The organism is Neorhizobium sp. DAR64860/K0K1 (assembly GCF_050500205.1).
GTDB lineage: Bacteria > Pseudomonadota > Alphaproteobacteria > Rhizobiales > Rhizobiaceae > Neorhizobium > Neorhizobium soli.
The window spans coordinates 2,317,326-2,330,922 of the sequence record NZ_CP191459.1; the positions used below are offsets into that span (position 1 = coordinate 2,317,326).

General features: G+C 62.2%; 16 protein-coding genes and 1 pseudogene. 5 read left to right on the forward strand and 12 right to left on the reverse strand.

Translation table 11 applies throughout. The annotated features are described in order from the left end of the window. The first annotated feature begins 149 nt into the window (after positions 1–149). Positions 150–1,241, forward strand: coding sequence for a DUF2336 domain-containing protein (locus ACQY1J_RS15930; RefSeq protein ID WP_200943537.1), 1,092 nt, complete (start codon positions 150–152; stop codon positions 1,239–1,241). Between the two features lie 10 nt (positions 1,242–1,251). On the opposite strand, the gene ACQY1J_RS15935 is transcribed toward ACQY1J_RS15930, so the two are convergent. Continuing rightward, on the reverse strand, positions 1,252–1,602 hold the full coding sequence (locus tag ACQY1J_RS15935) for a DUF1491 family protein (RefSeq protein ID WP_430250293.1): 351 nt from the start codon (positions 1,600–1,602) through the stop codon (positions 1,252–1,254). Positions 1,603–1,748: 146 nt separating this feature from the next. Here ACQY1J_RS15935 and ACQY1J_RS15940 point away from each other — a divergent pair, with 146 nt between their 5' ends. Beyond that, the gene (locus ACQY1J_RS15940) at positions 1,749–1,910 is read left to right on the forward strand and encodes a Thivi_2564 family membrane protein (protein ID WP_092662461.1); all 162 of its coding nucleotides are present in this window, start codon (positions 1,749–1,751) and stop codon (positions 1,908–1,910) included. Between the two features lie 31 nt (positions 1,911–1,941). On the opposite strand, the gene ACQY1J_RS15945 is transcribed toward ACQY1J_RS15940, so the two are convergent. Then, positions 1,942–3,135, reverse strand: a complete 1,194-nt coding sequence (locus ACQY1J_RS15945; protein ID WP_430250294.1) for a peptidoglycan-binding protein — start codon at positions 3,133–3,135, stop codon at positions 1,942–1,944. Continuing rightward, entirely contained in the window at positions 3,107–4,714 is a 1,608-nt protein-coding gene (locus tag ACQY1J_RS15950; protein WP_430250295.1) for a sensor histidine kinase, read from the reverse strand. The genes ACQY1J_RS15945 and ACQY1J_RS15950 overlap by 29 nt, the downstream gene beginning before the upstream one ends. Before the next feature lie 456 nt (positions 4,715–5,170). Here ACQY1J_RS15950 and ACQY1J_RS15955 point away from each other — a divergent pair, with 456 nt between their 5' ends. From ACQY1J_RS15955 to ACQY1J_RS15965, 3 genes are all read left to right on the forward strand, one after another. After that, complete coding sequence (locus tag ACQY1J_RS15955; RefSeq protein ID WP_092661655.1) at positions 5,171–5,608, forward strand: DUF5330 domain-containing protein; 438 nt, start codon at positions 5,171–5,173, stop codon at positions 5,606–5,608. Between the two features lie 182 nt (positions 5,609–5,790). Beyond that, positions 5,791–6,213 carry a SufE family protein gene (locus ACQY1J_RS15960; protein ID WP_062453480.1) on the forward strand — a complete coding sequence of 141 codons (423 nt, stop codon included), beginning with the start codon at positions 5,791–5,793 and terminating at the stop codon, positions 6,211–6,213. Positions 6,214–6,347: 134 nt separating this feature from the next. Next, entirely contained in the window at positions 6,348–7,364 is a 1,017-nt protein-coding gene (locus ACQY1J_RS15965; protein ID WP_430250296.1) for an acyltransferase family protein, read from the forward strand. Positions 7,365–7,369: 5 nt separating this feature from the next. On the opposite strand, the gene ACQY1J_RS15970 is transcribed toward ACQY1J_RS15965, so the two are convergent. The 9 genes and pseudogenes from ACQY1J_RS15970 to ACQY1J_RS16010 form a co-directional block, all read right to left on the reverse strand. Then, positions 7,370–8,137 (reverse strand): DUF6456 domain-containing protein, encoded by a 768-nt coding sequence (locus ACQY1J_RS15970; RefSeq protein WP_192076615.1) that lies wholly within the window; start codon positions 8,135–8,137, stop codon positions 7,370–7,372. Positions 8,138–8,159: 22 nt separating this feature from the next. Next, the gene (locus ACQY1J_RS15975; RefSeq protein WP_082471862.1) at positions 8,160–8,600 is read right to left on the reverse strand and encodes a helix-turn-helix domain-containing protein; all 441 of its coding nucleotides are present in this window, start codon (positions 8,598–8,600) and stop codon (positions 8,160–8,162) included. 210 nt (positions 8,601–8,810) lie between these two features. Then, complete coding sequence (locus ACQY1J_RS15980) at positions 8,811–9,242, reverse strand: MucR family transcriptional regulator (RefSeq protein WP_062453483.1); 432 nt, start codon at positions 9,240–9,242, stop codon at positions 8,811–8,813. 414 nt (positions 9,243–9,656) lie between these two features. Next, positions 9,657–10,001 carry a monovalent cation/H(+) antiporter subunit G gene (mnhG, locus tag ACQY1J_RS15985; protein WP_244474029.1) on the reverse strand — a complete coding sequence of 115 codons (345 nt, stop codon included), beginning with the start codon at positions 9,999–10,001 and terminating at the stop codon, positions 9,657–9,659. After that, complete coding sequence (locus ACQY1J_RS15990) at positions 9,998–10,291, reverse strand: cation:proton antiporter (protein ID WP_425503217.1); 294 nt, start codon at positions 10,289–10,291, stop codon at positions 9,998–10,000. Before ACQY1J_RS15990 ends, mnhG begins: the two co-directional genes overlap by 4 nt. A 56-nt stretch (positions 10,292–10,347) precedes the next feature. Next, complete coding sequence (locus tag ACQY1J_RS15995; RefSeq protein WP_062453485.1) at positions 10,348–10,821, reverse strand: Na+/H+ antiporter subunit E; 474 nt, start codon at positions 10,819–10,821, stop codon at positions 10,348–10,350. Then, entirely contained in the window at positions 10,818–12,434 is a 1,617-nt protein-coding gene (locus ACQY1J_RS16000; RefSeq protein ID WP_430250297.1) for a Na+/H+ antiporter subunit D, read from the reverse strand. Before ACQY1J_RS16000 ends, ACQY1J_RS15995 begins: the two co-directional genes overlap by 4 nt. A gap of 9 nt (positions 12,435–12,443) precedes the next feature. Then, positions 12,444–12,821, reverse strand: coding sequence for a Na+/H+ antiporter subunit C (locus ACQY1J_RS16005; RefSeq protein WP_062453487.1), 378 nt, complete (start codon positions 12,819–12,821; stop codon positions 12,444–12,446). 134 nt (positions 12,822–12,955) lie between these two features. After that, a pseudogene (locus tag ACQY1J_RS16010) lies at positions 12,956–13,363 on the reverse strand (Na+/H+ antiporter subunit B); the annotation flags it as partial. Positions 13,364–13,597 lie beyond the last annotated feature (234 nt).

Consider the following 13,597-nt stretch of genomic DNA (forward strand, 5'->3'; position numbering starts at 1 on the left):
CGACGGGCGCGGCGCGAGAGACAGCTGCATCCGGCGGAATATGCTCCGGGGAGTTCCCCAGGCACAGGTAGATGAGATGCACCGGGGCGCGTGTTTACCCCGGCGGCATCACGCGTTTCGGACATGTATTGCGTAGATGAGAGTTGCCCGTGACCAACGAGTTTCGAGACCTTGAGAGGCCACAAGCCATGCGAAAAAAGGATGTGGTGTTGATGGCCACCGTCACGAGCTTCGAAAGCCTGTCGCGTCCTTCCCGCTCCGAACTGAGACAGTTCGCCGAGCTGTTCGCACCGCTGTTTGCCGCCTCTTCGGAAGAAGCCCGCCGCGATGCGGTGGCAGCCCTTTCGCAATCACCCGCCATTCCGCCGGCCGTCGCCTTTTTTATCGGAAGCCAGCCGATCGCGGTCGCCGCACCCTTCCTGATTGCCTCGCCCTGCCTTTCCAACGATGCGCTGATCACCATCGCCCGCAGCCAGGGCGTCAACCACGCCCGCGCGATCGCCAAGCGCGAAAGCCTGTCGCCGATCGTCATCGATGCGCTGGTCGGCATGCGCTATGATACGATCGCAAGGCCGATCACCGAACGGCGCGAGCTTCCCGCTGCCGCGATCGAGGCCATGTCGACCGTGGTCGAACCCCCGGCAGACACGCCGGTCGAGACCCCAAAGGCCGAAGACGACTTTCTGCTGCCCGAGGAAGCCCGGGCTGCGCGCGAAGAGGAGCTGCGCCGCCGCATCAAGCTTCTGGCCGGCCATATGGAACGCCAGAGCGACGACCGGCAGGGTCTGCGGCAGCTCAGCGAAACGCATGCCGCCCTTCTGGTCCGATTTGCCCGTGCCCGCGAGGCGACGCTGTTTGCCGGCGTTCTGGCAGACGCGCTGTCGGCCAGCCGCTGGCTCGCACAACGGATCATGCTCGATATCTCCGGCCAGCAGCTGGCGACGACGCTCAAGGGTCTGTTCATGGACGAAGCGGAAGCCGTCTTCGTGCTGGAAAGGTTCTACGGTCACCTCGCACACGAACAGCTTGACGGTGCAAGCCGGGCGACGGCCATGTGGCTGGTTCTCGATATCGACGAATGCGGACGAAGGCTGGAAGCCTGGCGCCGGGCCGACGGCTATACCTATGCGGAGCGACCGGTTGCGCAACCCGTCGAGGCCCCTGCCCCCCACGCGACCGAAGAGGCCGAGCGGCCATTCCGTACATCGGCCAGCATGAGACGCGCCGGCCGCGGCCGGTAAGGCCTATAGCTTATTGAGCATCGGCGCTGACGACCTCGATCAGGTAGCCGATCTCGTCAACCTCGATCTCGACCACCCAGAGATCCGGATCGAAGCGCTTTTCGCGATCGATCGTCTCGCGCACCGTATCGGGCTCTGCCCGCACCAGACGCCGTTCGAACTTGCGCCCGCCATCGTCCTCGTCGTCAAAGAAGTTTTGCGGTGCCGGCGCATAAAGCGTTTCGGTGCCATCGCGAAAGCGTTGGCGGATGAAGATGGCACCAGCCTCCTCGGCACCCTTTTTCTCAACCGCTGCGTAGTCGCCCATGGCAAAGACGCGGCGGGTCAGGGCGGAGACAAATATGTGGGTTTTAAGGCGCATTACAGCGTCATAGCGGCTGCGGACGGCATCGTTAAGCGAAAATAATCAAAAGAAAGTGAGGGTAAAGGCTTGGCAACCCTTTCCTTTTGGCACCGCTGTCATATTTCCCACCCCACTACCGCATTTTTGCCAAAAAGGAGTGGGCCTTGAGCGTTCTTATCAGCATTCTGATCACCTTCCTCGTGATCGTCCTCGTACTTTATCTTGTCGCGCGCCTGCCGCTCGAAGCACGGATCAAGCAGATCATCCAGGTTATCGTTCTGATCATCGGCATCATCGCGCTGCTGAAGTATCTGGCCGTATTCTAACAACCGACCCGGCGCGCTTGCGGCTTCAGGCTTAGAGCGCGCCGATCGCCTTCAGTTTCTTCAAAACCGCTTCGCTTGGTTCACCGGTCTCCGGCAAGCGGTAATGCTTTTCGAAACGGCGTATCGCCGCCTTCGTCTGTGCACCGGCAACCCCATCCACTTCGACATCCGAATAGGCAATGTTCTGCAGCCCACGCTGGATCTGCAGCACGAGCTTCGGCGCCGGGATATCCGCCGTCATGACGGCGTTCGACTTCGCGACCGCAGGCGACGGACGCAATCCGCCAGTCGGAATATCCGCGGGCGGGATGCGGATCTGGCCCGACCGCGAACCTCCGGTTTCGGACGAGCGGATCGCCGCCGCCACCGGGTCTTCACTCTTCAGACTGATATTTTCGGCCGGCCGGTTCGCAGGCACCGTCTTCGGCTGCGCCATCGGTTTTGGCTGCACGCGGGCCGTCTCGTCAGCCGCGGGTTTTGCAACGACCGATGGCTGGGGTACGGGGACATGCACGGCAGCGCTCGAGGGCGAGCCGGTCGAGGGCTTGCGTTCCGCCTTCAGCGCCGCCAGCAGATCGCTGCCGGCCTCTCCGGATTGCGGCAGCCCCATGCGCTGCTGATACAGCACGATGGCCGACTGGGTGCGCGGACCGGTAACGCCGTCATCGGCCCCGTCATAGAGACCGCGCTTCGTCAGCTCACGCTGGATTTCGGCAACCAGCTCACGATCCTCGTCGGAACCGGGGACCGGCGGTGCTGCGGTGATGAGCGTCGTGATCGGATCGACAGCGGGAGCCTGCATGGGTGCCGGCATTGGAGCCGGCATTGGAGCCGGTTGGACAGCGGTCTGCTCGGCAGGCTGTTCGACCGGTTCGATGACGGGCTTGGCATCGCCGGACCGTTCGATGCGGAACGTGGTGACGTCTTCTGCCGGCATGCGCTTGTAAGGCCGGTAGCCGGCGATGGCGTTCGGGTCTTTCGGATCGCGTGTGGCAAGGAAGGGCGACGGATGTCCGCCCGGCTGATACCAGAGCGCATTGGCGGCGACGAAACTGAACAGAACGACAAAGCCTGCCGCGCCCAACACAGGACGCGGATGGCGTGTCAGGACGCCGCCCACGACGCCACCAACAAGCCCCCCCGTCGCGGTCACCGCGCGAAGGGCAAGCGCCGGCCGTTTTGCCGGTTTGCGCCTCTCAGGCGATTTTCGCTTTCGCGGGGCCATCGGTAAAATCCTCTTCGTCCATCATGGTCGTAAGTATTTCGGGGGCGATGTGGGCTTGCTGCCTATTCGTGACTGGCTTGTTGGATATCATGAGGCGCGGCGGAAATTCCACCCTCTCCTCACCGTCATCCACGGCTGCGCCTTCGATGCCGGACCCATCGGCTGGCAGGGCGATCGTGACGACGGTCCCCTCGCCGAGACGGCTTTCGATCGTGAAGCGGCCGCCGTGCAGGGCGATCAGGCCCTTGACCAGCGACAGGCCGAGGCCCGTGCCTTCATACTGGCGGCTCAAATCGTTTTCGATTTGCGTAAACGGCTGGCCAATCGTCGCTAGCTTGTCTGCGGCAATGCCGATACCGGTATCGCTGACCGTGATCACCAGCTTGCCGGCCACAACGGTGGCATCGATCGAGACGACGCCGCCAGCCGGCGTGAACTTGATGGCGTTGCCGGCAAGGTTGATCAGGACCTGCTGCAGCGCGCGACGATCGGCCACCACTTCGGCAAGGTTGCGGTTGGTGCGCGCCGTCAGCGTGACGCCCTTTTCGCGAGCCGAGTGATCGAGCATCGCACGGCAGGCTTCGACCGCTTCGCTGATATGGAAGGGTTCGGCGAGCAGCTCGTAACGGCCGGCCTCGATCTTCGACATGTCGAGCATGGTGGTGACGACCGACAGGAGGTGGCCGCCCGACTGGCGGATGAGGCCGACATATTCACGCTGGCGGTCATTGGCGAGCTTGCCGAAATATTCGCCGGCCAGAACATCGGAAAAGCCGAGGATGGCATTGAGCGGGGTGCGCAGCTCGTGGCTGACGGCGGCGAGGAAGCGCGACTTCGCCTCATGGGCCGACTGCGCCTCGATCGTGCGATTTTCGGCTTCGACCCGCAGGCGCTCTTCGGCACTGCGATCGAGCGCCTGGACGAAGATCTGGACAAGTTCGCCTTCGCCGTCGCGGATGGCCGACATGTCGAACGACATATGCAGGAACTGCCGGCCGCCGACGGCGCTGAAGGGACGTTCGACACGGATGTCGACGATTGCGTTGCGGCCACCCTGGCGCAGCGTATCGACGGCCTGAAGAAGCGCCAGGCGATCGGACACATGGACGATTTCGGCCAGCATTTCGCCAAGGCCGGCTTTCAGCTTGTCCGGGAATGCGGCGTGGTCGCGACCGCCGAGCTTGACCACCCGTCCCTGCGGATCGACGACGAGGGCGAGGCCGGGGCAGGCATGAAAGGCGATATCATCGACGGCTGGCGCGTTGGCGACCGGCCGGACGACATTGCGGGGCCATGCAAAGGCAAGCGCTGCGAGAATCAGGAAGAGCGCCGAAACGACGGTTGCGCCAAGCGGCAGAGCCAGTGCCGGCTTCATAAAGACGGAGAGAAGAGCCGGCACGGCAACGAAGGCGACGCCACCGCAAAAGGCAAGCCGGCGCAGCGACGCGACGGCCGCGGCAGAGACGGTTTCGCCCTCGCCGATGCGTCGCAGCCAACGGGATGCAGCCCCGTCAACCAGCAGAACCGCCCTCTCGGCAATGTCACTCAATACGCGCACGCAAAACCTACTCAGTCTCATATTCGAGGCTTCACAATAGGGCTCGTGCGCTTAAGGAAACTATAAAGACAGGCTTCCGCAGCCCCGTCCAGGGCCCCGTTTTCCGGCTTTGGCACACATCCACGGCTTGTTTTCTGATTGTGGTTAACAGGGCGTAAGCGTCGGAATTGGTTTGATTTTTCCTGATACATTAACCATTGGGGCAGATCGGCGGACCGACAACCCTTGGCGCGTGGGCGGGCCGCCCCATTTATGCTTAATCCGGTTTGTTAAAATTGTCCGGAAGCATCCGTCCACCCCGCCGCCCGAGCAAGGAAAGGTCGCATTTTAATCGAATTTGCCGAAAACCCGAGCGAACCCGTCAAAGCGATGTTCGCTCCCCGCGGCTAGATTGACGCCAAGACCGGAACAGGCAAGCCAGACGACTGGAGCTTAGCCGGCACGCCCGAAAACGGGCAAAACAGGTGGACCAAGACGATGTGGTTTCTGATCAAGGGAAGTGTGTTCTTCGCAGCCGTGCTGGTGGTGCTGTCCTATTTCAGTGCCGAACCGGCCTCCGATGACGCCAACATTTCGCCGCTCCAGGTGGCCGATGCGGTGTCTGCCGCAAGCGGCGCCTATCAGTATATCAGTGCGATCTGCAGCGAACGTCCCGAAGTCTGCGAAAAGGGCGCCGACACGCTTGCCGTGCTTGGTGTCCGCGCCAAGGAAGGTGCCCGTGTCGCCTACGAGCTTCTCGACAAGCAGTTCGGCGACGGCCAGCCGAAGCTTGCCATGAAGGCCGACCCAGAAGCCACCCCGATGCCATCAGGTTCGCTTTCCGACATCAGCATCGAGACCCCCCGCGGCGAGCAGGTTGCGACCGGCACGATCCCCCGCAACATTCCGGTGCCGCTCAAGCGCCCGACGCTCTGAGCGCTTCTCCAACGAAATTCAAAGCTTGCACCGGGTCTCGTGCCACGGTTCCCGGTGCCGGACTGCCTTAACTCTCATCAGCCTGTTGCTGACGCCGTGAGGACCAACATCCTCACGGCGATTTTTTTGCTTTAATCGAGGCTGTGACCGCCTATATGAAGGCGCAAACGGGACCGCACGCCATGGCCAGCATCGAACAGATCATCGACGATTTTGCCTATCTCGAAGAGTGGGAGGACCGCTATCGCTATGTGATCGAACTCGGCAAGGCCATGCCCGACCTTTCCGACGACAAGAAGACTGCGGAAAACAAGGTACAGGGCTGCGCCAGCCAGGTCTGGGTCGTCAGCCACGGCAGCGATGACAGCGCCGACCCCGTGATGACGTTCGAGGGCGACAGCGATGCGCATATCGTGCGCGGGCTCGTCGCAATCGTGCTGTCGGTCTATTCCGGCAAGCATGCGTCTGAAATCGCCTCCACGGATGCGATCGAGGTGTTCGACAAGATTGGCCTTGTGGAGCATCTTTCGGCACAGCGCGCGAATGGCCTGCGCTCGATGGTCAAGCGCATCCGTCAGGAAGCGGTGATCATGCAGGCCGCCTGATCAAGACACGGATTTCCGGTATTAACCCTGTCGCACGATAGTAGTCCCGCTCACCCGGACGTGAAGGACTGCCGATCCTCGTTGTTATACTGATGCTCTACTCGCTTGTTCAAAAGCAACCACAGGGCAGCAGGATGCAGGACCAGGCAAACCGTATCGCATACCTGGACGGATGGCGCGGCATCGCGATCCTGTTCGTAATCGCCGACCATTTCTCAGGCGGGCTTCTGCCCTTCGGTTCACTCGGCGTCGAACTCTTCTTCGTCTTGAGCGGACGGCTGATGGCCGATATTCTGCTCGTCCGCAAGACCGACATTCCGACCTTCTTCCAGCGTCGGTTCTCCCGCATCTATCCGGCGCTCCTGGTGTTTGCCACGGCGATGCTCGCCGTCTCCGTCGTCGGCGGGCTTGCGGGCGCACCGCCGCATCTGCTGCTGGAGCCTTCCGCCTATCTTGCGGCGCTCACCTTCACCACGAACTATTACGAGGCCTGGACCCACACGTCGTCGGTGCTGGGGCATGTCTGGTCGCTGTCGGTCGAGGAACACAGTTATGTTCTGCTCGCCCTTCTCGTCGTCATCGTCATCCGCAATGCGAGGGCTGCGGCTTTCGTCAGCCTGGCAATTGCCATTGCCGCAATGACAAACGGTGCGATCCGAACCAGTCTTGCCGAACCGGGCGCCATGAGCGTGTACTGGCTGAGCGATGTGCGGATGGCCTCGATCTTTGCGTCGGTGGCGCTGTTCGTGCTCATCGACAAGGTTCGCGTCCCGGCTGCGGCTCCCATTGTCGCCGCCATCCTCGGCCTGTCGCTGTGGATCCTGCCGGCGCCGGATATGGCCCGCTATACGGTCGGGACGCTGCTTCTCGCCTTTGCCATCAACACGATCGATTTGGCGCCAAAGGCAGCGCTCGGCGCCCTGTCGTTCCAGCCGCTTGCCATGATCGGCATCTGGTCCTATTCGCTCTATCTGTGGAAGCAGCCCTTTTACAAGGTGGCAGAGATCGCTCCCTGGTGGGCGACGCCTATCCTTGTCGCCGCGATGTTTGTGGCAACGCTTGTGAGCTTCTACGGGGTGGAGCAGCCGGCCCGGAGATACATCAACGGCCTGAACCTGTTTCGCAGGCGCCAGGCCATAGCTGCGGTCTGACGTCGTCAGAGGATCGGCCGGTAATCATCTGCTCCCCAACTGTGGCTGCGGCGGCGGGGATCCGGCCGCGGCGGATCGTAGTGCCGGCCGAGAGCAAGAAGTGCGGTGCGCAGCATCAGCTTTGCCGAGCGTGCCGGCCATTGCCGCTCCCGTTCGACCAGTTCCAGCCCTTTCGAAAAGCAGCAGACGTCGACGGCGACGCCCGACAGTTCCGGTCCCATCGCCTCCACCGCCGCACCAAACCGGCGTCGTGCGTCAAGGGCGCTGCCGGCCACATCCGCCTGTCCGCCGCGCCCGCCATCAGCACGGCTGGACAGGCGCGGCTCCCACGAGGCGGTGATCTTCGGCTGCAGCTGGCCGCGGGTGAAATCGGCAAGCAGCCGCTCACCCGCCTCGACGGCGGCTGATGGCAGGAAGGCCGACCCGTCCCTGTCCTTCAGCCTTGCGACAGTGCCGAGCGGCGATTCGGCGAGATTGCGGCGGACCGTCTGGCGTGTGCCCTCCACCACCAGCCCGACCCGTTCGATCTCGCCATGCTGAGCGGCAAACCCCTCTTCCTCCCGTTCCACCATCGCCCGGCGCAGATAGGACATGGCCTCAGCCGACGCCGAAAGCCGGCCATCCTGCTGGACAGCAAGGCCGAGCGACACGGCCTGGTGCACGAGGTCGCGACCATGCGCCGTCTCGACATCCGAGATCGCGCCGTCGTTTTTCAAAAGCTGGCGCAGCAAGCGCACAAGACGCAGACGCTCTTTGCTCTTTTCATCCTTCATCGACCCGTCTCCTCTTTCAGCCTCAGCCCTCATCCGCTTCACCGAAGACGGAGGTGACCATCCGTTCGACGGCGGAAACGAAATCGTCAAAGGCCGGGTTGTCGCGACGGTCCTCGACCAGATGGCAGGCATGGGCGACGGTCGAGCGCTCCCGGCCGAAGCTTGCGGCGATGTCATCGACCGAGATCGACAGCGCCACGTGGCAGACATACATGGCGATCTGGCGGGAATGGGCGGCAAGCCTTCGGCGGTCGCGCCGGACCATGACCCGGTCTCCGAAGAGGAACACCATTTCCGAGACGAGCTGAAACACGATCAGGCATGTGGGTTTCGGCTTTCGACCGATTCGAAGCGTCACCCCGGAAGGCGCGGATGCGCCGGCGGCCATCCGTGCGGTGGAACGGCCGGAAACGCTGAGGCTGGGCGAAACGGGTATTGCCCCGGCGGACGGTTCGGCAGGCATGACAGCTCCTCCACTTCTAGGAATTAATTCACATACGGTAGCGGAGGAAGAGGCGGATGGAAATACGAAATGCACCCTAGCGGCCGCCATCCGAGCTAAGCATCAGGAATCTAACTATGATTTTTTTCCTATCATCAGACAACAAAAAACCGGGCATGCGCCCGGTTCTCTTGATTGGCAGTGTTACTGCTGACGTCTGTTAAAGGCTGATCAAGCCTTGGCGCGCTTGCGGCGCTGACCGAGGCCCATTTCCTTTGCAAGACGCGAGCGGGCTTCCGCATAGGCGGGAGCGACCATCGGATAGTCGGACGGCAGGCCCCACTTTTCGCGGTATTCTTCCGGCGTCATGTTGTAATGGGTCATGAGGTGTCGCTTCAGCGACTTGAACTTCATGCCGTCTTCCAGGCAGATCAGGTAATCGTCCTCGATGGACTTCTTGATCGGGACCGGCGGCTTCGGCTTTTCAACCACGGCCACGACGGGCGTTGGCGATGCCGTGCCACTCAGTGCCGTATGAACGTCGGCAATCAGTCCTGAAAGGTCGCCGACCGGAACGACGTGGTTGCTCACATAGGCAGCCACGATATCTGCTGTCAGTTCCACCAGCAGGTCCGGGCCTTTGCCCAATGCGATTTCTGTCATTTTCGTCTCCTGTTCGTAATTCGCGGACGGTTGCGAGAGCCGACCAACACCCGCATCCTGCAGAACCACGATGGCATTCCACTGCCCGCGCACTGTCCGAAGACTGAAACCTACCCCTAAGTTTCGCGCGCAAAGCCGATCATAAATACCACCGGACATTGTTTACTTCGGACAATTCCCGCATAGGCACACAATTCTGAGACGTATTGTGCGTTTTACACGAGAAATAATCCGCAAGAGAACAATTTCAGGGTTCTACTGCACCTGAATTAGCATCCGGACCCCCAAAATCCAACTGCGAAATCTAGTAATGCCGATCGAATTCTGATGGTAAAGCCGGGGGAAGACCTGATAACTGATAGTGTATCGAAAAAAGACGCCTTTATGACGGTCTTATAGCTCGAACTGCGGCCTCTATATTGATTCTTCGTGCGCTTTCATCTCATCGTGGAGCGAATGTTCGCTCATCGGATAGCCGGCGCGGCGGGCAGCGACGGCCAGAAGATGCGCCGAAACCGGGGCCGTCAGGACGAAGAACAGAAAGCCTGCAATTGCGCGGGCAAGGACCGGCAGATCCTCGGCATAGACCCCGACAGCGAGCAGCAGCAGACCCGAACCGACCGTGCCAGCCTTCGAGGCTGCGTGCATGCGGGTATAGAGATCCGGCAGCCGGTTGATGCCGATTGCGGCAATCAGCGAAAAGCAGGCGCCGGCAAGGACGAGGACGGAGACGACAAGCGAAACGACGAGATCCATCAGCGTTTCCTCCTTTGCACGCGTGTCTTGCCGGATGTCGCTGGATCTTTCGCGGCATCGGTGACGCGCGGCATGATGAAGCGGGCAAAGGCGACGGTCGACAGGAAGCCGACGAGGCCGAGCGCGATGGCGATATCGATATAGAGGTTGAAGCCGGTTCGGATGGCAATCAGCGCGATAAAGCCGATGACGATGCCGACCAGCATGTCGAGCGCAAGCACACGGTCCGGCAGCGTCGGCCCCGCCACCACCCGCCGGATCGTCAACAGGAACGCGACCGACAGGACCGCCATGGCAATCCAGGTGGAGACAGACAGGATCGTCGCGGCCAGGGACGGATCGGACACGGTCATTCGAATGCCTCCAGGATCTTGCGCTCGAAGCCATCCGCGATTTCCCGCTTGGTCGCGTCGATATCGGAGGCGTCAAGCGCGTGCACGAAGAGGAACTTGCGGTCGGCCGAGACATCCACCGACAGGGTGCCCGGCGTGAGCGTGATGAGGTTGGCAAGCAGCGTGATCTCGAAATCGCGGCTGACCGTCAATGGAAAGGCGAAAATTCCGGGTTTGACGTCGAGCCTCGGCCTCGTGACAAGGACCGCGACCTTCCAGGCCGACATCGCCAGTTCCCTGATAAACAGGACGAGGAGCGAGAGCATCCGGCCTATCCGCATCTTACGGCTGGCGCGGTCGATCTCGCCACGCACGACCCAGAGCGCGAGCGCTGCGACGGCAAAGCCGAACACAAGGTTGAGGATGGTGGCGCTGCCCGTGATCGCCACCCAGATGACGGCAAAGACGCAAGCGCGGATGAATGACGTCATCTTATGCCTCCCGACGGCAGGGCGTCCGGAAAGACCGAACGGATATAGGCGGACGGGCCGGCAAGTCCCTCGGCGGCCGATTGTGTCAGCGACAGGAGACGTTCCGGAAACAGACCGAAACCGGCGAGCAGCAGAACAAGCGCGCCAAGCGGCAGCGACAGCCGCCAGTCACCGCGAACTGCGGTCTGTCGCTCAAGGCCGGCCGCGGATTCAGGCCCCTGCCGCCAGTAGGCAAGAAGCACGATCCGGCCAAGCGTGAGGGTGACGAGAAAGGAAGAGACGAGAATGGCGGCGGCAAGCCACCATGCGTTGATGTCCATCGCGGCTTTCAGAAGCATGATCTTCGGCCACAGACCCGACAGCGGCGGCAGGCCGGCGACAGCGAGGAACACAAGAAGCGACACCGCCGTGAAACCCGGCGACGACCGGTAGAGCCCGCCGAGCGTATGCAGCGACCAGCGGTTTGCTTGGTTTTCGTCCCCGGAAAGCAGGCTTGCGCGGCGCGCCGCCTCGCCGACCACGAGATAGAGCGCCGTCATCGCCACCATCGAATGCAGCGCATAAAAGATGGCGCCGGAAATGGCGGCCGGAGACCCGATCGCCACGCCCGCCAGCATGTTGCCGATGCCGGCGATGACAAGGTAGCCGGCAAGTTTGCGGATATCGCTCTGCGCCAGCGCACCCAGGGCACCCGTTATCAGTGTCAGAATGGCGAGTGTGGCGATGGCGGGGCTCAGCACCTCTCGCTCCACCGGCAGAAGCATGACCGTGACGCGGATCAGCGCGTAGATGCCAACCTTGGTGAGGAGCGCGCCGAACAGCGCCGACACGACGATGCGCGGCGTGTGATAGGAGGCGGGCAGCCAGAAGTTGAGCGGAAAGGCTGCCGCCTTCATGGCAAAGGCAAAGGTAAACAGCGCCGTCAGCGTGACGAGCGGTGCCGTGCCCGAGAGGTCGCCGGCCTTCAGCGCAATATCGGCCATGTTGAGCGTGCCAAACAGCGAATAGAGATACCCGACCGAGATCAGGAACAGCGTCGTGGCGATCAGGTTCAGGACCGCGTATTTGAGCGCGCCATCGATCTGTTCGGGTCGTGATCCCAGGATCAGAAGGCCGAACGAGGAAATCAGCAGGACCTCGAACCAGACATAGAGGTTGAAGATGTCGCCGGTGAGGAAGGCACCCGAGACGCCCGCCATCAGCAGCATCAGGAAGGGATAAAAACCGTAGCGCCGTCCGGAGCCATCGATATCCCTGAGCGCGAAGATGCCGGCGGCGAGTGCCACGAGCGAGGCCGTCAGTGCCATCGTGGCACCAAACAGATCGGCCGTGAAGGCGATGCCGAAGGGCGGCAGCCAGCGGCCCATCACCATCGTCACCGGACCGTTTTCGATCACCCGCAAAAGCAGGCTTCCATTGACGAGGACGAGCAGAAGCAGCGCTGCAATGGCGATCGCGCCGTGGAGGCGGACGGACTTGCGCACCATCAGGAGAATTGCGCCGGCGCCGATCATCAGCACGACGGGCAGGATCACCAGCCAGTCGCCGAGCGGCGGCGGGGTGAGGACCAGGGCGGCTGCGAGATCAACGGGGGATGTTGCGGGGGATGCCATCAATCGTCCTCAATATCCCATCGGCGGCGATGGTTCGTCGCGGGGTTCCGCCAGTCGCATCTCGTCGGAATTGTCGCTGCCGAGATCCTGAAAAGCGCGGTAGGTGAGCACGAGGAGAAAAGCGAAGAACGAAAACGAAATCACGATAGCCGTCAGGATCAGCGCCTGCGGCAGCGGGTTGGCGGCGGTATGGGACAGCGTGTCTGCGCCCGCCGGAATGATCGCCGGGACCGAACGCGTCAGGCCGCCGGCGGTAAACAGCAGCAGGTTGACGCCATTGCCGAGCAGCACGACGCCAAGGAGAATACGGACGGTGAATTTCGACAGCATGAGATAGATCGCGGCCGAAAAGAACAGGCCGATCAGGATCGCGAGCGGCGTTTCCATCAGCGTTTTCCTCCCGATTTGCGGCGCTTCTTCTTTGTCACCGGATCTGGCGCGCCCTCTCTTGCGGACGCAGCCGTTTCGGCGCGCCGCGACGTCGTGCCGCGCAGTGCCGGAGCGGGAAACTCAGGACCGGGTTCCTGTTCCAGCGCCAGCACGATCGAGGTGATGGCGCCGAGCACGACGAGGTAAACGCCGAGATCGAAGGATATGACCGTCGACAGCGGAATGTCCGTGCCGAACAGGCTCGGCGTGATCCACAGCCCGGTCATGAAGGGCACGCCGGCAAAGATCGACACGAGGCCCGACAGCATGGCGATCAGAAGGCCCGCCCCGGCGATTGCCATCGGATGAAAGCGCAAGGCCCGGCGCACCGCACCGGTGCCGAACGCAATCCCGTAGATCGCCAGACCCGACACAGCGATCAGACCGCCGATAAATCCGCCGCCCGGCTCGTTATGGCCGCGCAAAAGAACAAAGACCGAAAAGAGCAGCGTCAGTGCAGTGACGACCGGGGCGACGGTGCGAAGAATGATGGTGTTCATGGCAGGGACACCTGTTCGAAGCTTTCTGTCACCCGCCGCTCGTTCCTGTGGTTCAGCCTTGCCGTATTCCTGTGGCCCAGCCGTCCAGCACGACTGCGCTCCACCCTGCCAGCGCGACGTTGCTCCACACTCCCCTCATTCCTGTGCTCGTCACAGGCATCCAGCGCACCCAAGTCCTTGGGTGCGGGAGAGGTGGTCGCGCGAGACGCGTCATTCACGGCGCGGACGCGCCGG